The sequence below is a fragment of the Thalassospira lucentensis genome, assembly GCF_050516545.1.
Taxonomy (GTDB): domain Bacteria; phylum Pseudomonadota; class Alphaproteobacteria; order Rhodospirillales; family Thalassospiraceae; genus Thalassospira; species Thalassospira lucentensis_C.
On the sequence record NZ_CP191544.1, the window covers coordinates 634,781 to 656,938 of the forward strand.

Genomic DNA, 22,158 nt, shown 5'->3' on the forward strand with positions numbered 1-22,158 from the left:
ATTTGAAAGAAGAGTAATCCGATGTTCTCTAATCCGGACCTTTTACATTTTATATTTGGCCGGCTGTCACTTGATTCACTTCCGTTCCATGAACCGATCCTTGTGGTGACGTTTGCGGCGGTGGTTCTGGGCGGTATCGCTGTTGTCGGCGGTATCACCTATTTCCGCCTCTGGGGATATCTCTGGAACGAGTGGATCACGTCGATTGACCACAAAAAAATCGGCATCATGTATATCATTCTGGCGATTATCATGCTGTTGCGTGGTTTTGCCGATGCTTTGATGATGCGTGCCCAGCAAGCGATGGCTTTTGGTGGATCGGAAGGTTTCCTTCCGCCGCACCATTATGATCAGATCTTTACCGCCCATGGCGTGATCATGATCTTCTTTGTGGCCATGCCGCTGGTGACGGGGCTTATGAACTTTGTCGTGCCACTGCAGATCGGTGCGCGCGACGTTGCTTTCCCGTTCCTGAACAATTTCAGCTTCTGGATGACCACCTGTGGTGCCGCGCTGATCATGGTGTCGCTGTTTATCGGCGAGTTTGCCACGACCGGCTGGCTGGCATATCCGCCGCTGTCTGACAGTGTTTACAGTCCGGGGGTCGGGGTCGATTATTATATCTGGGCCTTGCAGATTGCCGGTGTCGGGACGTTGCTTTCGGGTGTGAACCTGATTGTCACCATCGTCAAGATGCGCGCACCGGGCATGAGCATGATGAAAATGCCGGTCTTCACCTGGACATCGCTTTGCACCAACATTCTGATTGTTGCAGCATTCCCTGTTTTGACCGCCGTTTTGGTCCTGCTGGGTCTTGACCGTTACGCAGATACCAACTTCTTCACCAACGATCTTGGCGGTAACGCCATGATGTATATCAACCTGATCTGGATCTGGGGCCACCCGGAGGTGTACATCCTGATCCTGCCAGCGTTTGGTGTGTTTTCCGAAGTTGTGTCGACCTTCTGCCGCAAGCGACTGTTTGGCTATAGCTCGATGGTTTATGCCACCGTGGTTATTACCATCCTGTCCTATGTCGTCTGGTTGCACCACTTCTTCACGATGGGGTCGGGTGCAAGTGTGAATGCCTTCTTTGGCATCACGACCATGATCATTTCGATCCCGACGGGTGCGAAAGTCTTCAACTGGCTGTTCACCATGTATAAGGGCCGCATCAGCTTTGAAGTCCCGATGCTGTGGACGATGGGCTTTATGCTGACCTTTGTGATCGGCGGGATGACCGGTGTCATGCTTGCGGTTCCGCCTGCTGACTTCGTGCTTCACAACAGCCTGTTCCTGATTGCGCATTTCCACAATGTCATCATTGGTGGCGTGGTGTTCGGGATGTTTGCCGGTATCGTTTACTGGTTCCCGAAGGCGTTCGGCTTCAAGCTTGATGATTTCTGGGGCAAGATGTCGTTCTGGCTTTGGACCATCGGGTTCTATTTCGCCTTCATGCCGCTTTATGTGCTTGGCCTGATGGGCGTTACCCGCCGTATGAACCAGTTTGACGATCCGTCGCTTCAGATCTGGTTTGTTATTGCGGCCTTTGGTGCGCTTCTGATTGCCGGTGGTATCGGGTCCTTCATCATGTCGATTGTTGTTGCGGTGATCAAACGTGACAAACTTCGTGATGAAACCGGTGACCCGTGGGGCGGTCGTACGCTGGAATGGTCGACTTCATCGCCGCCGCCAGCCTACAACTTTGCTTTTACCCCGGTTGTTCACGAGCTTGATGCATGGGCTGATATGAAGAAGCGCGGCTATGTCCGTCCGACTTCCGAGTTCATTGATATCCACATGCCGAAAAACACCGGTGCTGGTTTTATCCTGGCAGCTATCTCGCTCGTTCTTGGCTTTGCGTTGATCTGGCATATCTGGTGGCTTGTGGTTGCAAGCTTCATTGCCCTGGTCGGCGGCGCGATTGCGCACACCTTCAACTACAACCGCGATTATCACATCCCGGCGCACGAAGTTGTGAAGACCGAAGACGAACGAACTGCCCTTCTGGCAAAGCAGCAGGCGTAAAGGAATGACAATGGCGAATAATACTGCCGCGCAGACCGAAACGCCGGTCTTTTACCTGAAAGAAGAGCATCACCCGGAAACCGGGACGATGCTTGGCTTCTGGATCTATCTGATGAGCGATTGCCTCATCTTTGCGATCCTGTTTGCGACCTATGCCGTTCTTGGCCAGAACTATGCCGCAGGACCGGCACCGGTAGATCTGTTTGATCTGGAACTGGTGGCGATCAATACGTCGATGCTGCTGTTCTCGTCGATCACGTATGGTTTTGCCATGCTGCAAATGGAAAAAGGCAACATTGCCGGAACCCAGTTGTGGTTGGCGATTACCGGTCTGTTCGGGATCGCGTTCGTGGGCTTGGAAATCTATGAGTTCCATCACCTCTGGAGCATTGGTGCAACACCGATGCGCAGTGGTTTCCTTTCAGCATTCTATACGCTGGTTGCGACCCACGGTCTTCACGTGACGTTTGGTATCATCTGGCTTGTGACCTTGATGGTTCAGGTGTCCCAACGTGGTCTGATCCCGGAAAACAAGCGTCGCCTGATGTGCCTGTCGATGTTCTGGCACTTCCTTGACGTCATCTGGATCGGTGTTTTCTCCGTTGTTTATCTGCTGGGAGTTCTGGGATGAGTGCACATTCACACGCACATGATGACCATCACGGCGATGGCGGTGCCGCCCACGGTACTTTCAAAAGCTATCTGATCGGGTTCATCCTGTCGGTCATTCTGACAGCGATCCCGTTCTGGCTGGTGATGGACGGGACCCTTGACAGCAAGATTGCAACCGCCCTTTGGGTCATGGGTCTTGGTGTGGTTCAGATCATTGTTCACATGGTCTATTTCCTGCACATGAACACCAAATCCGAAGGTGGCTGGAACATGCTGGCGCTGATCTTTACCCTTGTGATCGTTGCGATTGCCATCGCCGGTTCACTATGGGTTATGTATCACCTTAATACCAACATGATGCCGCAGATGGATCATGAAATGATCCCAAGCTTCGGCTAGGCTTGGCTTGATATTTAAAGGGGGCGCGATACTTAACTTTGGTATCGCGCCCCTTTTTTTTGACGAAAATCCGTTCTTGAAAGACACCGGGATGACCGACCACAGCGTTCGACAAACCGCAACCGATACTCAGAAAACCGGGCCTTCCATGACGACACGGATTGTTGTGTTGTTGCTCGCCATCATTCTGTTTTCCGGGTTTTGCGGCCTTGGATACTGGCAGGTCGAACGCCGGGCCTGGAAGCTTGATCTGATTGAACGGATTGATGCACGGGTGCATGGCGATGCAATCGAAGCACCGGGGCGCGATGACTGGGCCAATGTGAGCCGGGCGCGTGATGAATATCGCAAGGTTATGGTTACTGGCACGTTTCGCAACGATCTCGAAAGCCAAGTTTATACCGCCACGGATTATGGTGCCGGTTATTGGGTGATGACCCCGCTTGTGCGTGGTGATGGCAGCATTGTCATGATCAATCGCGGCTTTGTCCCAACCGATCACCGCGATCCCGACACCCGCCGTGATGGGATGGTTGAGGGGGAGGTAACGATCACAGGCCTATTGCGTATGGACGAGCCGGTTGGAACGTTTATGCGCGATAATGTGCCGCAAGATGACCGGTGGTATTCCCGGGATGTGCGCGCCATGGCGATCAAGCGGGGGGTGGATGCCAATGACGTGGCACCCTATTTCATTGATGGGGACGGGGCGCGTCATCCGGCAAAGCTTCCGGTGGGCGGCCTGACCAAGATTAATTTCGCCAATAACCATGTGACCTATGCACTGACATGGTTTGGCTTGGCAATCCTGACGCTGGTCGGGGCATGGCTGGTGTTGCGCCATCGCAAAGGCGATGATGATGACACCGATCTGGACGAAACAAATCACTGATTGTTCTTTGGGGGCGTGAAACCATGCGTTCCTGATATCCTCCTGACATACACCTGTCAGGAACCTGCTTTCCAACGCGTTTACATTGCGGTTGAACGGGCGGCAATATGCGGCCAGCACATCGCGTATAAACCCGAGAATATGAGCAGGAGCTTTAGGAATGGTCGCAGATCGCAAACTGACATTTTATCACGCTGTCCCGTCACGTGGTGGCACGGTGCACTGGATGTTGCACGAGCTTGGCATTGAGTTTGATGCCAAGGTACTCGACCTTCCTAAGGGCGAAGGACAGACGCCAGAATATCTTGCGATTAACCCGCTGGGGAAAGTGCCAACCATCGTGCATGGCGATACGGTCGTGACCGAGGCGGCCGCAATTTGCTGTTATCTTGCGGATGCGTATCCAGAGGCCGGATTGGCCCCGGCGATTGATGATCCGATCCGCGGGGAATATCTGCGTTGGTTGTTCTTTTCGCCGTCGACCATTGAGCCGGCCTTTATAGATCGGGTCCGTCAGTATGAAGCAGAAGACGCCAGTCAGAATTCCTATCGGAACTGGGAAACGCTAATGCCGGTTCTGCGTGATGTTGTGGGGAAAGCCGACCCGTGGTTGCTGGGACAGAAATTCACGACGGTTGATGTTGTATTAGGCGCAACGATCCGGTTTGGGTGCATGTTTGGCATTCTGCCAAAAGATCCTGTCTTTGAGACCTATATCGCCCGGATTGATGCCCGTCCGGCATATCAGCGTGCGCAGGAACTGGACGCACCGTATTTTGCAGCGGCAATGGCGGGGTGATCTCATCAACGTAATTGTATGAAGAATAAAAGGGCCGGTTCCTGCGACATGGAATCGGCCCTTTGTATTTTTAACGTCGTTCTTCTGTTGGATCAGGCTTTTGTATGATCAATCACTTCGCCGCGTGCCGGATAGTTTTTGGCAATGACAAAATCAAGTGCGCCAAGAAGTTCTGCAAAGGCAGGGCGGGCAAACGGCATGGTTTGGACCGAACCGAAATACAGGGTGCCATCAGGGCGTACGATGAACAGGCCAGGTTCGGAAAACATTGCCGGTTCTTCGTGGCCGGTAGAAGTTTCACCTTTTGAGGTCGAAATATACAGACCCCATTCACGGGCCTTGTCCAAGCTGAGACCATAGCCAAGGTCAAGATGCGGAAGGTTCCATGTTTCCTTGGACTCGATTGCGCGTTCTTCGGTGTCCGACGATACCGCAACGACATTGACACCACGTTTGGCGAAATCGTCGATCTTGGCTTCAAGGTCCTTAAGCTGCTTGCTGCACATCGGGCAATGCATGCCGCGGAAAAACACGATCATGGTGAAGTTTTCTGCGGTCTGATCTGCAAGTGACCACGTGCCACCGCCGACCAGCGGGAAGGACAGGGACGGGACTTTTTGGCGGGGCATCAATGGGGTGATTGCGGACATTGTATTCCTCATGATTTTGTATATGGGTCGATGAGACTTAATATGGAACGATCGTTCTATAAATCAAGAACTAAAGACCATAATCACTCAACCGTGATCTTGAAGACGTCAGAAAACGGCTGAAATTCAAGTTTTAGTGGTGTTTGGCAACGATGAAGCGCGAACCGGTCTTGGCGGGGTAAACGCCACTTTCGATGATTTCGAACCCGGCATCGCGGATCATGTCATCAAGTTCGACATAACCAATGAAATGGACAAGCGGTGCCAGTCCGACTTTCTGCATGCACCAGATCAAAGGGCGTAGCAGGGGCATTTTTTCAGCCAGACAGGGCGTCTTGGAAATGAAAAGCCCACCGGGTTTCAGGAGAGCGTGAATAGAACCGACTGCGGCCTTCGGGTCATCGATCAGATGTAAAACATTAAAGCCCGCGACGACGTCATATCGGGTGTCATCCTGGCTCAGGTTATCAAGTGTTGCTTTGCGAAAGGTGACATTTTCGATCTTTTGACCGGTTGCTTTGCCTTGCGCAATTTCGATCATACGTCCGGAGATATCGGTGGCGGTAATTTCTGCGACATCGGCGGCCAGTTTCAGGGCGGTTGTGCCGGTCCCGCAGCCAATTTCGAGAATGTGCGTGGTTGGCGACAGATGTTCGCGGGTGCGTTCGAGCGTTTTGGCATAGGCGGCTTCATCGCCAACAGGTTTGCGGGCATATTTATCTGCGGCGGAGTCCCAGAACGTGTCACTGCGTTTCATCACTTGGCCGCCTGTTATGCCCGATCATTTGGGCTGATTGAACCGGCACAGACTATTGACGAGGGCACAGATCGACGCAACCCGAAATAATCGAATTTGGCGGAAATAAAACCATTGATAAAGGCGGGATGTGGGTGTGCGCGAACGAAACGGTAAGCTTATGCCGCACGCCCTAGTTAAGGGCGGCGAGAATGGTTTCGGTGTAATCTTCAAGTGTTTCCTGATCCGCACCACGGCGCGACATCAGTTGCACACCCTGGATCGATCCGGCAAAGAACCGGGCCAATGCACGCACGTTTTTGTCGCTGCTGATCGATCCATGGGCAATTCCGCGCGAAAGTGCGGCGACAAACATATCTTCAACACGTCGAAACGCCTGATGCGCAATGGCAGCAGTTTCGGGATCATGCGGGGCCAGTTCCATACCCGAATTGACAATCAGGCAGCCTTTGTGACGGCCTTCCTTGCAGCCGGTTTTTGCCGTATCGCGAAAGGTTTTTTCGATGGCCTTGCGGCCATCTTCGATTTCACGCAGATCGGCAAAGCGCTTGGTGCTGATTTTCAGGCTGTAATGATCCAGAACGCGCAGGAACAGGGCCTTTTTATCGCCAAAACTTGCATACATGCTTGCGCGGTTGAGCCCGGTTTCATTCACCAGATCCTGAACGGAGGTGGATTCAAACCCTTTGCTCCAAAAGATGTTCATGGCGTTATCAAGAACGCTTTCTTCATCAAATGCGCGTGGCCGGGACATGGCAGTTCCTTGCATGTTTATCAGATATCTGGAACGAGTGTTCTGTAACTTATCTAAAGATGGCGGTTATGATTACTAAAATCAACTATTGCAGTGTCACGTGATCGTGTGGTGATCGCGAGCAGCCTATGCGTTAGCGGCGATCAAGCGTGACAAAGCTGTAATCCGGGCCATCCGGGTTCGTAATCTTTTGACGGGCGCTTTCCGTCCATTGATCAGACGGTAATGGATCAAGGAAAGTGTCGCCATCAATTTCGGCGTGGACTTCGGTTACTTCAAACCGGGTGGTGAAGGGCAGGGCGAGCTTATAAATCTGTGCCCCGCCGGCAATGATCACTTCATTGACACCATCAGTCGCGGCAATTTTATCGCCCAGTTTGATCGCGCTTTCGACATCGTGGCACACGCGGACATTTTCATGATCGAATGACCAGTCTTTATCGCGGGTGACAACGATGGTCACACGCTTTGGCAACGGCCTTCCAATCGCCTCAAACGTGACGCGGCCCATGATCATCGGCTTGCCAAGGGTCAATGCCTTAAACCGTTTAAGGTCTTCGGGCAGTTCCCACGGCATCCAGCCATCTTTGCCAATCGCGCCATTTTCGGCCGATGCAACCACGGCAACACGTTCGATCCGGTCGTTATTGTTGGCTGGCATCAGACAGCAACCTTACCGGCGATATGGGGATGCGGGTCATAGCCGACCAATTCGAAATCATCGAATTTGAAATCAAAGATCGATTTGACATCCGGGTTGATCTTCATGATCGGAAGCGGCCGGGTTTCACGCGATAGCTGCAATTCCACCTGTTCAAGATGGTTGGTGTAAAGATGCGCATCGCCAAGGGTATGGACGAAATCACCAAGCCCCAGATCACAAACCTGCGCAATCATCATGGTCAGAAGTGCATAAGAGGCAATATTGAACGGAACACCCAGGAAGATATCCGCACTGCGTTGATAAAGCTGGCACGATAGTTTGCCATCAGCGACATAGAACTGGAACAGGCAATGGCAGGGCGGCAGCGCCATGTTTGGCACATCTGCCACATTCCACGCAGAAACAATCAGGCGGCGCGAATCAGGGTTGGTTTTGATCTGATCAATCAGGCCGGTGATCTGGTCAATGGTTTGGCCATTGGCCCCTTGCCATGAACGCCATTGTCCACCGTACACCGGGCCAAGGTCACCGTTTTCATCAGCCCATTCGTTCCAGATGCGTACGCCGTTGTCTTGCAGATATTTGACATTGGTGTCGCCATCAAGGAACCACAGCAATTCGTGAACGATCGATTTTAAGTGCAGCTTTTTGGTGGTGATCATCGGAAAGCCCTTGGCAAGGTCAAACCGCATCTGATGACCGAAAACCGATACGGTTCCGGTCCCGGTGCGGTCTTCCTTGCGCGTACCTGTGTCGCGCACCAAGCGCATCAGATCGAGATATTGCTGCATGCTGTGTCCTGCATTTTTGGAATCGTGTTTGTCGCAGCATAGTCAGGTCGGAAGATGTGGGCAAGCCGTGCAGAACCGCTTTCAAAAGTGCTGTGGATTTAGGGTCCAAACTCATTCACATAAATCGCCCCGGTCACCCGGATTTGTGCGGATACACGAAGCAAAACCGCAGGAAGATATACATCTTTCAAGGTTTTGCGACAAAGCAGGCCGTGCAAATCCGGGTGATCCGAAGGACAACTGATATAAGAGAAAACTCTGTGTCAAATTCCTTGACCGGGGATCACCCCGCTCGGCGGTCTTTTCCGAGTGTTTTCTCTTATATCAGTTGCCGGGGCGGTCATGTGAATGAGTTTGGATCCTAAGGGCTTTGTAAAAACTTTTTCCCAATTCCCCTTGTGAAACGGGTGGGTTTTGACCTATATAGGGCCTGTCGGGGCAACCCGTCTACGGCGCTAAACTGCGTGACAGAATAGGCTTTACGGACCCGGGGGCGGTACCCGGCGGCTCCACCATTATTTTGTTTGTCCGACTCAGGCAAACTTCGTGGGGCCGAAATAGGATCGACGTGAGCAGTAAAAGTCAATGTGGGCGCTCGGCATGGTACCACCGCATCGGGCCAATGTTTGTAAATGCAAACGACAACAATGCTCCGGTTGCTGTTGCTGCGTAAGCGGTACTAGCACCAAAGCGAAATTCCGGTTGCCGGGAGCGGTAATTTGGTGGGGGACGGGGCACCTAGCAACAGAACGCCCCACTCTTGTATTTCTTTCCAGCTCCGTTATGAATAGAGTTCAGGGATCAAACCCTGATCGAATGCGTTGTGATGTAAACAGCGTGATCAAATGCTATATTATAATGACGGGCTGGACCGCACATTGGCGGTGTGCCCGCCAGATACAGGATTACTGATGCAGAACCCGGAAGAATTCCGTTACGATCTTATGGTCGATCAAGCGCTGCGCGGCGTGGTGAAAGACATTCTTGCGCGTGTGGCCGAAGAAGGCCTTTTCGGCGAGCATCATTATTACATCACCTTCCAGACCAATCATCCCGGCGTTATGTTGCCTGAAAATCAGCGCAAAGCGCATCCTGACAATATCACTGTTGTCTTGCAGCACCGGTTCTGGGATCTGAAGTCTGAAGACGATCATTTTTCAGTCGGCATGAGCTTTGATGGCATGCCGACGACTTTGGTTGTTCCGTTTGATGCGATGCTGGCCTTTGTCGATCCGTCCGCCAACTTCATGCTGACCTTCAGCGTTGAAGAAGAAATGGATGACGACGATTTCGCCTATGACGAAGATGACGATCTTGATGCAGATTTGCTTGACGGGGATGAAATCGCACCGACCCTGGTTGCCGAACCTTCGAAATCACGCAAAAAATCCAAACCGGATTCGAGTGAAACCGGCGAGGTCATTGCACTGGATGCATTCCGCAAAAAATAACGATTTTTAAAAAGGGTGGGTTTATTCCGCCCTTTTTTGTGCGCAGGCAAAGGTGTTTTCCCGCATTCTGGTCCTGACCCTAATGTATCATGGAAATTCGAAGCGTTTGGCGCTAAGAACAGCCACATAAAGAACAAACCCACCTTGTTTTTGAGAGAGACGAGAGCCTTCCCATGAGTGATTTTGTCTATAAACCCATGTTCGAACAGGGTAAGGACACCACCCCATATCGCAAGATCGGGGATGAAGGTGTTTCGACCGTTGACGTTAATGGCGAGACCTATTTGAAAGTCGAACCCGAAGCGATTGAAAAACTGACCCTTCAGGCGTTTTTTGATTGTTCGCACCTGTTGCGTCCGGGCCACCTTGCACAGCTTCGCAAAATCCTTGATGACGACGAAGCCACCCCGAATGACAAATTCGTGGCGATGGATCTTTTGAAGAACGCATCGATCGCATCGGGCGGGGTTCTGCCGATGTGTCAGGATACCGGAACGGCAATCGTCATGGGCAAGCGCGGTGGCAAAGTCATCACCGATGGTTCCGATGAAGAAGCGCTTTCCAAGGGCATCTGGCAGGCCTATCAGAAACATAATCTGCGTTTCTCGCAGGTTTCCCCTGTTGATATGTTCGAAGAAAAGAACACCGGGTCGAACCTGCCAGCCCAGATCGATCTGTATGCGACCAAGGGCGATGAATATAAATTCATGTTCATGGCCAAAGGCGGCGGGTCGGCCAACAAAACCTTCCTGTTCCAGCAGACCAAAGCGCTTTTGAACCCTGAAAGCCTGCGCAAGTTTCTTGATGAGAAAATTCGCACATTGGGGACCTCGGCTTGTCCGCCGTATCACCTGTCGATTGTGATTGGCGGGACGTCTGCCGAAGCCTGCCTTAAGACCGTTAAAATGGGATCGGCGCGTTATTATGACAGCCTTCCGACCGAAGGCGGTGAACATGGTCAGGCCTATCGCGATCTTGAATGGGAACAGAAGGTTCTTGAGATGACCCGCGAAATGGGCATCGGCGCGCAGTTTGGCGGCAAGTATTTCTGCCACGATGTGCGTGTGATCCGTCTGCCGCGTCATGGTGCAAGCTGTCCGGTTGGTCTGGGTGTGTCGTGTTCTGCTGACCGTCAGATTTTGGGCAAGATCACCAAAGACGGTATCTTTATCGAGGATCTCGAACATGATCCGGCGAAATACCTTCCGCATGTTACGGACGAGCATCTTGAAGACGAAGTGGTCAAGGTTGACCTGAACCGTCCGATGGATGAAATCCGCAAGCAGCTTTCACAGTATTCGGTTAAAACCCGTTTGTCGCTGACCGGGACCGTCATCGTTGCCCGTGACATTGCACATGCCAAAATCAAGGAACGCCTTGATGCCGGTGAAGAAATGCCGGAATACCTGAAAAACCATCCGGTCTATTACGCCGGTCCGGCCAAAACCCCTGAAGGTATGCCTTCTGGTTCGTTTGGTCCGACCACGGCGGGCCGTATGGATGCCTATGTTGAACAGTTCCAGGCCGCTGGCGGTTCGTTCATCATGCTGGCAAAAGGCAACCGTTCCAAGCAGGTCAAAGATGCCTGTAACAAATATGGCGGTTTCTATCTTGGTTCGATCGGTGGTCCGGCAGCTCGTCTGGCCCAAGATTGCATCAAGAAGGTCGAAGTTCACGAATATCCTGAACTTGGCATGGAAGCCGTTTGGAAAATCGAAGTCGAAGATTTCCCTGCCTTCATCGTTATCGATGACAAGGGCAATGATTTCTTCTCTGAATTCGGCATCTGATTTCAGTTTGATTGCCAATATGACGAAAACGGCGCAGGGGAAACCTTGCGCCGTTTTTCATTGGGCACAGAGCTTATGCATAGCTGACCCGTGGTCAAGGGGCTTGCGTCAATTTGGGGCACATGCTCTGATTTAGGCTAAAGTAAATCAACTCCTTACTGGATAACCCGATATGTCTGAAACTTCCGCGCTTCGTGCCACCAGTGCGACGGAAAGCCGCTTTGTCGGTGTGACATCTGCTCTTGCCACTGTCTGCATCTGGGCGGGGTGGCTGATTGCCACCCGCTATGCCATGACGTCAAGCTTTACAGCCGTTGATATCGGCCTTTTACGCTTTGTCGTGCCGTTTGTCCTGTTATCCCCCATCTGGATCAAAAAAGGCATCTGGCCCAAAGGATTATCGTTGATTAACGGGCTTATGATGCTGGTTGGCTCGGGCGCGTTTTATACCCTGATGGTGGCCAGTGCGTTGCAATTCGTACCAGCCAGCCATGTCGGCATTTTATTGCCGGGTGTGATGGCGGTTTGGGCGGTTCTGATAGCAGTTGTCCTGTTTGGTGAACGTCCGGGAAAAACCCGCATTGCGGGATATGGCGCGGTGATTGTTGGCGTCTTGTCATTGGTTGCGCTCAAACCGGCAGGCGAGGTCAGCAGTGATATGCTGCTTGGCTATGGGCTTGTCTCGGCCGGGGCGTTTATGTGGGCGTGTTATACCCATGCCATGCGCCAAAGTGGCTTGGGTGCACTTGAAGCCGCATCCTTTGTTGGTTTTTGGTCTTTTGTCATAATGGCGATCATCGCGCTTTTCACTGGTACGACATTGGCAGATGCCCCAACGGGGGATGTGATGATGTTGGTTGTCGCACAGGGGCTTTTGGCCGGTTGTGTTGCCGTGATTACCTATGGTCTTGCCGTGCGCCATATCGGATCGACCGGGGCGTCGGCCTTTGGTGCGATGACACCGGCCTTAACCGCACTTGGCGGTGTGGTTCTGTTGGGGGAAGATGGCAACCTTCCATTGGTTCTTGCGGTGGTTTTGGTGATCCTTGGCGTGATGACGGCATCTGGTGTCTTTCGCCGGAAAAAGAGTTAAGCCTTTCACAGCAAACATATTTCCGCACAGAGTGCCGTTTGCGGGCGTTAGGTGCCGGGGTAAACTTTACCGCGCATGCGAAAGGGACTTTTCGCGTGTGCGGTATTGCGCTAATATAGCGAAATGTGAAGGCAACGAAGCCATTCACCTCCAATATTGATCGGCAGGCAACGAGGCTTGCGCAACTTGTTTGGAATTCCTGATGGAATGCCGAACTGTTTAGCCTCGGAGTACCTAATATGATTGCCGGTCTTATTCGTTCTATTTCCCCTGAAAACGATCTAGATATGCGTCGTGCGAAAAAAAGCACGGGGCTGGCAGATATTTTGCGGCTGTTGCGCAAGGTAAGTTCGGTTGCCGATGAGGCAAGCGCACGAAACGATGCGATTTCCGATATTCTGCATGCTGTTTGTGATTATTGCGAATGGCCGGTGGGCCACGCTTATTTGCGTGACGGTGATCAATTATCATCGGCAGGTATCTGGTCAATCAGCTCTACAATCGCGGAATCGACAATCGCCGAGTTTCGCATGCAGTCGGAACAAACCGTCTTTGCCTTGGGGCAGGGTCTTATTGGCTCGGTCGCGGCAAATGGCACGGCAGTTTGCATTGGCGATGTTACGCAAAAGGATGGGTTCTTACGTGCCGGTTCTGCAGCGCGCAATGGGCTGCGTGGCTGCTTTGCCTTGCCGGTCAAACTTTCGGGACGTACCGAAGGGGTGATTGAATTTTTCAGCCCGGATGTTGCGGCACTTGATGACGAGCTGCTTGAACTTCTTGGCTTTGTCGGTGGGCAGGTTGCGCGTGTGCTTGAACGTGAACAGGTTTTAAAATCGCGGGAACAATTGGCATCTGATTTCGAAAGTCAGGTTCAGGGCACGGTTGGAATGCTGGGTGCTGCGGTTAGTCAGATGCGCAGTGCATTGGATGTTTTGGGCGATAGTACCGAACAGACCCGAACATGCAGCGATGGTATTGATCAGGCAGCTCGTCGTGCCCTTTCGCGTATTGAAAATGTCGCAGATCAGATGGAAACCCTGAAAGGTCAATTGGTTGTGGTGGGGGCGGATGCCGCCGAAACGGTTAAAACCACCCATGAGATTGGCCGTCAGGCACGCGATATGCGCGATGGGTTTGCTACCTTGCAGGATCGGGCAGCGGATGCCGAAAAGATGTTGTCATCCATTGCTGCGATTGCCGCACAGACCAAGATGCTGGGGCTTAATGCCTCGATCGAGGCCGCACGTGTCGGCGAAGCTGGCAAGGGATTTGCGATCGTTGCCAAGGAAGTCAAAGCCCTTGCCGGACAATCGGCGAGTGCGACGGATGAAATATCGCGCTGGATGAGTTCGATGCTTGATGCGATCACCCAGGCAGGCGGTGATATTGAACAGATCGCTGTTGCCATGGATGATCTGCAAACCCGCGCAGAAGCCACGGCGACGCAAACCGATCAGCAGGCCGGGATTTGTATTTCCGTGGCTTCGGATGCCGATGCCGCCGTCGGCGAAGCCCGCTTGGTCGGGGAAAGTGTTGTCGAAATCAGTGGTGCGATCAAGCATACCGATACCGTTTCAAACGAACTGGGGTATGCTGCCAAAAACCTGGAAGCGCAAGGGGCGGAACTCAGCACCCGGGTCGAGGGATTTGTTGGCAAGATCCTTGTGATGTAGGGGCGTTACGCCCCTATAGGTCGCTTTTGGATACTGAGGGCAGGTGGGCTGTGCGCTTTGCTACCCATCGGGCAAGGGGTGGTCCAAATGCCAGAACCATAAAGAACCTTGTGGCCTGTAAGACCAAGATAAAGGACAGATCGACATTGGTGCTGGCGGCAATGATGGCGACCGAATCAAGTCCGCCGGGGCTTGTTGCCAGATAGGCCGTAAGCGGATCGACGTCCAGAAAAACCACCAGCAATGCGGAAATCCCGGCGCAAAATCCGATCAAAACGACAATGGACAGCAAAACCTTGGGAAAGGCATGCGCAGCATGGCGGAGCACGGGCGGGGTGAATTTGAGCCCGATCACCCAGCCGATCATGGCATAGGTCAGGCCAAGGAACCATTCGGGTAAAACAACGTCAAGAACGCCGCTGACATGCAAGATCATGGTGACAATGATCGGAACCAACAGTGGTCCCGACGGCAGGCGTGATTTTTCGCCGATAAAACAACAGACCGCTGCAAGACCAAGTGTGATGGCAAAGCCGCCAAGATCAAACGATGGGAACCAGTCATGCGGCCCCATTGCGGCGAGCAGGGCGGGATCAACCCAGAAATTGGCAACACTTGAGGCCACAGCCACCACAATCACCACCCGGACATATTGCATAAAGGCGACAAGGCGGGCATCGGCGCCAAAGGCCTCTGCCATGATGACCATTGCCGATGCAGCCCCCGGCGATGATCCCCAAATGCCTGCTGTTCCGGGTAAAACCTGTTTAACGCACAGGATCCAGCCGAGAAAGCTGCTGGCCAGCAAGGTTATGGTCGTCACACCAATGATCAACGGCCAGTCCTGGGCAAAGGATGTCAGGATGCCAATGGTCATTGATCCACCGATCATGGTGCCAAGAATGGCCTGCGCACCAAGATAAAGCGGCTTGGGCGGGGTGATGGTCGCGCCATTCGTACCCATGAAAATACCAATGATCATGGGCCCGACCAAAAGGGACGCCGGAACGTTCCAGTGATGCAACAGTACCGAAAATGCCAAGGATACCGAAACCATGAGGAACCATTGGGCGGCTTTGGGCAGGCGACCTAGGCGTTCTTTTGGCGGAAAAACAGGGGGTTCTATATGATCTGGTGACACGAATGTTGGCCTTTGCAAAGAAGGAAGGCGGATTATCGCGGGTGGCGCGATTGGGTGGTGTGCCGACGGTTGGGGCGTGTCGGCGGGGCAGGTTTGATAATTATAACCTTATAATCATTTGGGAATCGAGACTTTGCGAACAGGCGGTCACGCAAAACAGCCCTGCGCTAATGATTGCGCTTGGACAGATGATGGCAAGTTTCGTATGTGTAACAGGATCGAATGTGCCGGGTGTTCAGAGAAAGCCAAGGGGGAAGTGTGCCGAAGATATCCTTTGTCGTAACGGTCTTTAACAAGGCACCGTTTCTACCCGCCGTGATTGACGGGTTAAAGGCACAAACAGGCGCGTTTGATCGTGAATTCATCTTTATTGATGATGGGTCAAGCGATAGCTCGGTTGAGATCATTCGCAGTGAAACGGCCGGTCTTGAGAATGTCCGCATCGTTGCACAGGAAAATCACGGCCCGGCGATTGCCACCAACAATGCGGTGTCGATTGCCACAGGGGACTGGATCAAACTGGTTGATTCAGACGATGTGCTTGCCCCTTATTGCACCGAACTTCTGTTGAGCCGGGCGCTTGCCGATGATCTGGATTTCATTTTTGGATCGGCAGATTATTACGATATGCAAACCGGGCCGGTGTTTCCCCAAACCGACCTTGCTTCGCTTGAAACCATCCTGTTTGACGATCCGCTTTTCACCGTTCTTGACCGCGGGTTTGCCCGGGTCAGCCATTGTTTGTTTAAAAGACAAGTGTTTGAGCGCGCAGGTGGCTGCGATCCGCGGATTTTTTCGCAAGACCACAGTTTGTTTATCCGCTTGGCTGCATTGGGCAAGCTTGGCCAGATCAAGCATGTTGTCTGTCTGGGGCCAGAGGATGAGCCGGGCCGTATCATGAACAATCAGGCGCAAGTCATTCATGATGCCAGCATTGCATTGGCCTATTTCCTTAAAGACCAGCCTGATTTGCCTGCATCCAAGCGAAAACTGATCGCCAAGAAGGTGCTTTCCCGGGTGCGGAAATGGGAGAAGAAAAAGCTGGGCAAGGGCGGGTTGGGCCCGGCTGGAAAGCAATATGTCCTGTCGCGGCTTGGTGTGCCGGTTAGCGGTGATGTACTGGTTTCACTTTGTTCTGCCTTTGGCGAAGGAAGTGTTTTACGCATTCCACAAAAAACCGATCTGCCAGAATTGAAAGACATCAGCCATGAACCATGATCGGATTGAATTCCTGTTTGATGGCGATGAAAACGTAAAGCTGACCATTGTTCTTGCCCATGGGGCGGGGGCGCCGATGGACAGTCCGTTTATGAATGAAATGGCGGGAGCTATTGCCGATAATGGGTGGCGGGTTGCGCGGTTTGAGTTTCCCTATATGGCCAAGCGCCGGATTGATGGCAAAAAACGCGGGCCTGATCGTGGGCCGGTTTTATTGGAATTCTTTGGTGAGGCTGTGCGCCAGCTTGGCGATCCCAACCATCTGATCATTGGCGGCAAATCGATGGGCGGGCGGATGGCCAGCATGGTTGCGGATGACCTTGGGGTGGCGGGGCTTGTTTGCCTTGGCTATCCGTTTCATCCGCCGGGGAAGCCTGAAAAATTGCGCACCGAACATCTGCAGGGCTTGAAAACACCGGCGCTGATTTGCCATGGCACTCGCGATCCGTTTGGCAATCCCGATGAAGTGGCAGGATATGGTTTATCTGATGCCATCAAACTTCACTGGGTTGAGGATGGGGAACATGATTTCAAACCACGCAAAAGTTCAGGTCGAACGCAAAGCCAGAACATAACCGATGCCGCCAAGGCGATTTCGGACTTCGCCAATGTCATGGTGAAATGAGAAGCAGCCCGCCAATTGACGGACTGTTTCGTTTTCATGCAGGGGAAGAAAATTGGGTGTTCTTTCCTAGCCGTTGGGAAGATGGCAAACGGCTTCGATATTCACCCCGTCCAGATCAATAATGAAGGCACCATAGTAATGTTCCCCGTAATGCGGACGTAAACCCGGTGCGCCATTATCGATACCACCAGCTGCAAGGGCAGCCGCATAAAAGGCATCAACGCTTTTACGATCTTTGGCCTTAAAGGCGACGTGGCTCATATGCCGGTCGGCCTTCATCAGGCCACCGATCCAGAATTCGGGGCCGTGTTCGGTTCCGAAACCTGCAAAATCAGTGGTGCCTGTGGTTTTGGCATCTTCTTCATACTGGATGCCAATCCCTAGTGGGGCCAGGGCCATTAGATAAAAGGCCTTTGATTTCTCGAAATCGGAAACTGGCAAGGAAATGTGATCAATGATCATGGGGCATTCTTTCGTGATTTTTGGGCGCGAAGGGGTTTAGGCCAAGACAGCTTGGGCGTCGTCGAGAAAGTGCTGGGCATATTCCGGTGCGACTTCACCATTCTGACTGGCGACATCAATCCGGACCCCGTTGGGATCAAGCAGGGCAAAATGGCGCTGCCCCCATGGTTCATCACGCAGTTCAACAGCGAATTCAAAACCGGCAGCACGCAGTTCATCAGCGGCGTCAGATGCATCTTCGACTTCAAGGCACATGACACTGCCTTCGCCCAAGGTGGCGGACTGGAAAATGGCAGGCTGGGTATCATGACCCGGTTTCATCAGACCCAACTGGACAGATGGAAAATCTGCCCAGACAAGCTGGCAATACCATTCGCCGTCAAAGACCGGGGTAAAGCCGAGTTTTTTATAAAAGGCGCGGCTTTGGGCGAATTTTTCGGTGATGATGATTGGATATGAGTTGGTAACTTTCATCGTCATGCTCCTGACGTTTGTGATTAATCCTGTCCCGATTTCTTCATGATTGCACATCCCTCCTGACAGGAGCCTGTCAGGAGCGTTATGATAATTATCAGGGCAGGATGACGAAGGAGCGATCATGAGAAGGGCCGACCGATTATTTCGCCTTGTCCAAATCTTGCGCCGCCGCAAACTGTGCCGTGCGCGTGATTTGGCCGAGGAACTTGAAGTTTCCGAACGCACGATTTACCGCGATATTCGCGACCTTGCGGCATCGGGTGTCCCGGTCGAAGGTGAGGCGGGGGTGGGCTATATCCTGCGCGATGGCTATGACCTGCCACCTTTGATGTTTGATGCTGACGAGATCGAAGCATTGGTGGTCGCCGCCCGGATGGTACAAAGCTGGACCGATCCGCAAATGGCGCGTGCCGCGGGCGATGCCCTGACCAAGATCGAGGCGGTTTTGCCGGAAAAAATGCGCGGACTGATTGGCGGCGTGCCGATTGCGGTGGCCGAGATCGCACAGGAGCCGATTGCGATATCCATGCCCGATCTGCGCCGTGCGATCCGTGAACGCAACCTTATTGATATCGATTACACCGATGCCAAGGGGGATCATACCAAACGCCGGGTCTGGCCGTTGGGGATGTTGTTTTTTGGCAGCACGTGGCTTTTGGCGTGTTGGTGTGAGTTGCGCGAAGCATTCCGTGTTTTTCGTGCCGACCGGATTGTCATCATGGAAATTTCAACCAGTAAATTCCGGCCCGTTCCGGGGCGTTCATTGCGCGATTATCTGATCTCCGAGGGGGTCGAGGGCGAGATACTGAATAATATCGGGCGCTAATACGTTGTTTTTGCTGGTAGAAAAATTCGTATCCCTTTGTGGTATGCCCTGCCCGGTGAATATTGGGCCGGTTTTGCCCTTATCGAGATGGCGCTTTTATTGTCCCATTGGGGTAGATTACGTCAGGTAATAAAATAACTTTCTGCCGGACTCTGCGCGATTTAAGAGATCAATCTGGCCTTTATATCCATCGATATATGGAAAATTTACCTTTTGTATGACGAATAGGTGATGAAGGTATGTTCTCTGCCGCGTTTTCTGTGTAGTCTTTTGCTATGGTAATGAACGCATTGGGTTTTTGATACCGTGGCTTCCGGTTCTTTTTGGCAAGGATTTGCCAACTTAATCAAGATACAGACCGAAAAACCTGAGCTGATCCGTGCTCAGGTAGAGGCGTTGTCACGTTTGATTCCGGTTCTATACATGCTGTTGCTGGCCAACGCAGTGGCACTTGCCTACACCCATTATGGGATCGCGCCAGACTGGTTGACTGTTTATGCCGTGATCATTCTTGGCGTGATTTGTGTGGTGCGGGCTATTTCCTGGAGCCGGGCCAGTGTGGTTGTTGACGATATTGATGCCTGCGTCCGCAACCTGAAGCGAATTAGAGTAATGGCTGCGGTCATTGCCATACTCTTTACGACCTGGGCAATCACGATGTTTGGATATGGTGATCCTTATCAGCAGGGTCATGTTGCATATTTTATCTCGATTACGGTTGTCGGCTGTATCTTTTGTCTGGTGAATTTCCCACCAGCGGCCTTGTTGGTTGTCGTGATTGTGCTTGGTACATTCGTTCTGTTTTTCGGGTTTAGTGGCAACGAAGTTTACGTCGCGATTGCCGTCAATATGGCGCTGGTGTCGCTGATGATTATTCAAATCATCAGAAGTTATTATGCCAACTTCTCCGGTCTGGTTGATACGCAGCTTGATCTTGAAAATCAGCACCAGAGAACAATTGAATTGTCGCGCCAGAACGAAGTATTGGCGTTGATTGATCCTTTGACCGGGCTTTCCAACCGGCGTGCCTTTTTCGTGACCCTTGATAAGACCGTCAAAGGGGCACAGGCGACAGATCGGTTTGCTGTGGCGATGATTGATCTTGACGGGTTCAAGCCGGTCAATGATGTGCATGGTCACCCGATCGGCGACGAACTTTTGATGCAGGCAGGCGAACGTCTGCGGCGCATTTTGGGGGAAGATACGCTTTTAACCCGATTGGGCGGAGATGAGTTCGGTATCCTCCTGACCGAGTATAAAGATGCAATTGATCTGATCGAAATGGGCGGGCAGCTTTGTGCGGCATTAAACCGCCCCTTTGCATTAAGTGGTGTGACGGTTCAGGTTTCGGCATCCTTGGGGCTTGCGACCTATCCGACGGTGGCGCGCAGTTCAAACGGGTTGTTTGAACGGGCAGATTTTGCGTTGTATCACGCCAAGAAAAACTGTCCGGGTGAAGCCGTGTTGTTTGCAGCCCACCACGAAACTCTGATCCGCCATGATTCCCAGATTGAACAGGCCTTGCGCAAAGCGGATCTGTCCAAAGAATTGACCCTTCATTATCAACCGGTTTTCGACACAGATACGGGGAAGGTCAATTCGGTCGAAGCCTTGGCGCGGTGGGACAGTGGTTTGATGGGCCGCGTGTCGCCGGGCACATTCTTTCCTGTTGCTGAAAAGACCGGTCAGGTCGGGTTCCTGACCCGCGTTTTGTTCGAAAAACTGTTGGTCGATATGGCAACATGGCCGACGGATGTTTCGGTGTCGTTCAACCTTTCAGCCCGCGATATCGTATTATCGGATACGGTGGAATGGCTGATTGATGAAATCAAAGAGCATGGCATTGATCCAAAACGGTTGACATTCGAGGTGACGGAAACCGCGTTCTTACGTGATTTCGCCGCAGCCCGTACCAGCATTCGTTACTTGCGCACACATGGTGCGCGGATTGCGCTGGATGATTTCGGGATTGGCTATTCCAGCCTGCGCTATGTGCATGAACTGGAATTCGATACGCTTAAGGTTGATCGAAGTTTCGTCACCCCCTTACCGGTCAATGAACGCAGCCGCCGCATTGTTAAGACAGTGATTGATATGTGTGCCAATCTTGGCATCGAGTGTGTGCTTGAAGGCATTGAAACGGAAAGTCAGCGCGATGCTATCCATGCATTGGGCGGCCGATTGATGCAGGGGTATTTGTTTGCCCGTCCCAACCGCGAGGCCGTACTTACGCCGTTGCATCAAACACTTAAATCTTGATTTGATCCCCAAACCGGTTTGTAATTTTTCTTGGCAAGATGTCAGAAGCTACGACTCGGTTAATCTTCCTGCAACCAGATGGCGGTAATCTATGTTCCGCGGGACCAATACGTTCACCTTGATGCGTTAATCGGTCCCGAATTTTGGCGGGAACGGGACATTCGGCAATGTCATCGCAGACACAGATTTCGCAGCCATTTGAAATGGCCATCACAAGCGAGATTGACCTTGCGCCTGAAATTCGAAATCGCTTGCGGCATCTGGTTGACAGTTTACCCGGCCAACCGGCACGACTTCGGGTCTTGGGGCATGTCCTGCTTGATCTGGGCTTAAGCGAATTGGCGTTGAACGCCTTTGGTCGGGCTCTTTTGCTTGATGATCTTGATGCTGCGACCCATCTGGGGCTGGCGCGCACCTATACCCAGACAGGGCGGCGTGAAACGGCACTTGAACATCTTGAAATCGCGATCAGCTTGCGTCCGGATGCCCGTGAATTACGCGTCTTGGCCGCAGATCTTGTCGGGTGCTGCGATAAAATGCGCGCCCTTGATCAATTGGGCACGGTTCTTAGCCATGATCCCGAGCATGCGGGTGCTCGCAAAGGGCTTGCCAATTTGGTGCGCACGGTGATCTCAGGACGGATTGCCGCCAAACGTGAGATCGTGGTCAAGGATCGCGCGGAAGTCATTGTCGATCATTCGACATTTGTCTGGGGCGATGCAGAGCCATTCGGCGATATTGTTCGCTCATCACCTGCCCGTGGGAGCTACATTTCCTAGGGAAAATTCTGGTGCGCC

General features: G+C 52.4%; 22 protein-coding genes and 1 other RNA gene. 15 read left to right on the forward strand and 8 right to left on the reverse strand.

Going from position 1 to position 22,158, the window contains the following annotated elements; genetic code table 11:
• The first annotated feature begins 21 nt into the window (after positions 1–21).
• The 5 genes from cyoB (at position 22) to ACQ0MK_RS02775 (ending at position 4,730) form a co-directional block, all read left to right on the forward strand.
• Positions 22–2,028: a cytochrome o ubiquinol oxidase subunit I gene (gene cyoB, locus ACQ0MK_RS02755; RefSeq protein WP_430474725.1), complete on the forward strand. Its 2,007-nt coding sequence runs from the start codon at positions 22–24 to the stop codon at positions 2,026–2,028.
• A 10-nt stretch (positions 2,029–2,038) separates the two neighbouring features.
• The gene (gene cyoC / locus ACQ0MK_RS02760) at positions 2,039–2,659 is read left to right on the forward strand and encodes a cytochrome o ubiquinol oxidase subunit III (protein WP_350046286.1); all 621 of its coding nucleotides are present in this window, start codon (positions 2,039–2,041) and stop codon (positions 2,657–2,659) included.
• Positions 2,656–3,039 (forward strand): cytochrome o ubiquinol oxidase subunit IV, encoded by a 384-nt coding sequence (locus ACQ0MK_RS02765; RefSeq protein ID WP_350046285.1) that lies wholly within the window; start codon positions 2,656–2,658, stop codon positions 3,037–3,039. The genes cyoC and ACQ0MK_RS02765 overlap by 4 nt, the downstream gene beginning before the upstream one ends.
• A 91-nt stretch (positions 3,040–3,130) precedes the next feature.
• Positions 3,131–3,931, forward strand: a complete 801-nt coding sequence (locus ACQ0MK_RS02770) for an SURF1 family protein (RefSeq protein WP_430474726.1) — start codon at positions 3,131–3,133, stop codon at positions 3,929–3,931.
• Positions 3,932–4,091: 160 nt separating this feature from the next.
• On the forward strand, positions 4,092–4,730 hold the full coding sequence (locus tag ACQ0MK_RS02775; protein WP_430474727.1) for a glutathione S-transferase family protein: 639 nt from the start codon (positions 4,092–4,094) through the stop codon (positions 4,728–4,730).
• Between the two features lie 92 nt (positions 4,731–4,822).
• Here the strand turns inward: ACQ0MK_RS02775 and ACQ0MK_RS02780 are convergent, their stop codons facing one another.
• The 5 genes from ACQ0MK_RS02780 to ACQ0MK_RS02800 all read right to left on the reverse strand — a co-directional run bounded on the left by ACQ0MK_RS02780 (position 4,823) and on the right by ACQ0MK_RS02800 (position 8,346).
• Positions 4,823–5,380, reverse strand: a complete 558-nt coding sequence (locus ACQ0MK_RS02780; RefSeq protein WP_430474728.1) for a peroxiredoxin-like family protein — start codon at positions 5,378–5,380, stop codon at positions 4,823–4,825.
• A 133-nt stretch (positions 5,381–5,513) separates the two neighbouring features.
• The gene (locus ACQ0MK_RS02785) at positions 5,514–6,137 is read right to left on the reverse strand and encodes a class I SAM-dependent methyltransferase (protein ID WP_430474729.1); all 624 of its coding nucleotides are present in this window, start codon (positions 6,135–6,137) and stop codon (positions 5,514–5,516) included.
• A gap of 172 nt (positions 6,138–6,309) precedes the next feature.
• Positions 6,310–6,891, reverse strand: a complete 582-nt coding sequence (locus ACQ0MK_RS02790) for a TetR/AcrR family transcriptional regulator (protein ID WP_430474730.1) — start codon at positions 6,889–6,891, stop codon at positions 6,310–6,312.
• A gap of 133 nt (positions 6,892–7,024) precedes the next feature.
• Positions 7,025–7,552, reverse strand: a complete 528-nt coding sequence (locus ACQ0MK_RS02795) for a dihydrofolate reductase (RefSeq protein ID WP_350046280.1) — start codon at positions 7,550–7,552, stop codon at positions 7,025–7,027.
• On the reverse strand, positions 7,552–8,346 hold the full coding sequence (locus tag ACQ0MK_RS02800) for a thymidylate synthase (protein WP_430474731.1): 795 nt from the start codon (positions 8,344–8,346) through the stop codon (positions 7,552–7,554). The genes ACQ0MK_RS02795 and ACQ0MK_RS02800 overlap by 1 nt, the downstream gene beginning before the upstream one ends.
• 392 nt (positions 8,347–8,738) lie before the next feature.
• Here ACQ0MK_RS02800 and ssrA point away from each other — a divergent pair.
• The 5 genes from ssrA (at position 8,739) to ACQ0MK_RS02825 (ending at position 14,353) form a co-directional block, all read left to right on the forward strand.
• Positions 8,739–9,105, forward strand: a transfer-messenger RNA (tmRNA) gene (gene ssrA, locus ACQ0MK_RS02805).
• A gap of 86 nt (positions 9,106–9,191) precedes the next feature.
• Positions 9,192–9,797: an SspB family protein gene (locus tag ACQ0MK_RS02810; RefSeq protein WP_430474732.1), complete on the forward strand. Its 606-nt coding sequence runs from the start codon at positions 9,192–9,194 to the stop codon at positions 9,795–9,797.
• Positions 9,798–9,970: 173 nt separating this feature from the next.
• A complete protein-coding gene (locus ACQ0MK_RS02815; RefSeq protein WP_430474733.1) occupies positions 9,971–11,587 on the forward strand; it encodes a fumarate hydratase in 1,617 nt (538 codons plus the stop codon).
• 172 nt (positions 11,588–11,759) lie between these two features.
• Positions 11,760–12,680: a DMT family transporter gene (locus ACQ0MK_RS02820; RefSeq protein WP_430474734.1), complete on the forward strand. Its 921-nt coding sequence runs from the start codon at positions 11,760–11,762 to the stop codon at positions 12,678–12,680.
• 239 nt (positions 12,681–12,919) lie between these two features.
• On the forward strand, positions 12,920–14,353 hold the full coding sequence (locus ACQ0MK_RS02825) for a methyl-accepting chemotaxis protein (protein ID WP_430474735.1): 1,434 nt from the start codon (positions 12,920–12,922) through the stop codon (positions 14,351–14,353).
• A gap of 13 nt (positions 14,354–14,366) precedes the next feature.
• Here ACQ0MK_RS02825 and ACQ0MK_RS02830 read toward each other — a convergent pair whose 3' ends face one another.
• The gene (locus ACQ0MK_RS02830) at positions 14,367–15,494 is read right to left on the reverse strand and encodes an AbrB family transcriptional regulator (RefSeq protein WP_430474736.1); all 1,128 of its coding nucleotides are present in this window, start codon (positions 15,492–15,494) and stop codon (positions 14,367–14,369) included.
• 258 nt (positions 15,495–15,752) lie between these two features.
• On the opposite strand from ACQ0MK_RS02830, the gene ACQ0MK_RS02835 reads away from it, so the two are divergent.
• Positions 15,753–16,712 carry a glycosyltransferase family 2 protein gene (locus tag ACQ0MK_RS02835; protein ID WP_430474737.1) on the forward strand — a complete coding sequence of 320 codons (960 nt, stop codon included), beginning with the start codon at positions 15,753–15,755 and terminating at the stop codon, positions 16,710–16,712.
• The gene (locus ACQ0MK_RS02840) at positions 16,702–17,337 is read left to right on the forward strand and encodes an alpha/beta family hydrolase (protein ID WP_430474738.1); all 636 of its coding nucleotides are present in this window, start codon (positions 16,702–16,704) and stop codon (positions 17,335–17,337) included. Before ACQ0MK_RS02835 ends, ACQ0MK_RS02840 begins: the two co-directional genes overlap by 11 nt.
• A 66-nt stretch (positions 17,338–17,403) precedes the next feature.
• Here ACQ0MK_RS02840 and ACQ0MK_RS02845 read toward each other — a convergent pair whose 3' ends face one another.
• Together ACQ0MK_RS02845 and ACQ0MK_RS02850 are read right to left on the reverse strand one after the other, a co-directional pair.
• Entirely contained in the window at positions 17,404–17,799 is a 396-nt protein-coding gene (locus tag ACQ0MK_RS02845) for a VOC family protein (protein ID WP_350044023.1), read from the reverse strand.
• Between the two features lie 36 nt (positions 17,800–17,835).
• Entirely contained in the window at positions 17,836–18,273 is a 438-nt protein-coding gene (locus ACQ0MK_RS02850) for a VOC family protein (protein WP_430474739.1), read from the reverse strand.
• A 124-nt stretch (positions 18,274–18,397) separates the two neighbouring features.
• Between ACQ0MK_RS02850 and ACQ0MK_RS02855 the strand changes: the two genes are divergently transcribed.
• From ACQ0MK_RS02855 to ACQ0MK_RS02865, 3 genes are all read left to right on the forward strand, one after another.
• Positions 18,398–19,102: a helix-turn-helix transcriptional regulator gene (locus ACQ0MK_RS02855; protein ID WP_350046272.1), complete on the forward strand. Its 705-nt coding sequence runs from the start codon at positions 18,398–18,400 to the stop codon at positions 19,100–19,102.
• 396 nt (positions 19,103–19,498) lie between these two features.
• Positions 19,499–21,361 carry a putative bifunctional diguanylate cyclase/phosphodiesterase gene (locus ACQ0MK_RS02860; RefSeq protein WP_430474740.1) on the forward strand — a complete coding sequence of 621 codons (1,863 nt, stop codon included), beginning with the start codon at positions 19,499–19,501 and terminating at the stop codon, positions 21,359–21,361.
• A 167-nt stretch (positions 21,362–21,528) separates the two neighbouring features.
• Complete coding sequence (locus ACQ0MK_RS02865) at positions 21,529–22,140, forward strand: tetratricopeptide repeat protein (RefSeq protein WP_430474741.1); 612 nt, start codon at positions 21,529–21,531, stop codon at positions 22,138–22,140.
• Positions 22,141–22,158: the final 18 nt, after the last annotated feature.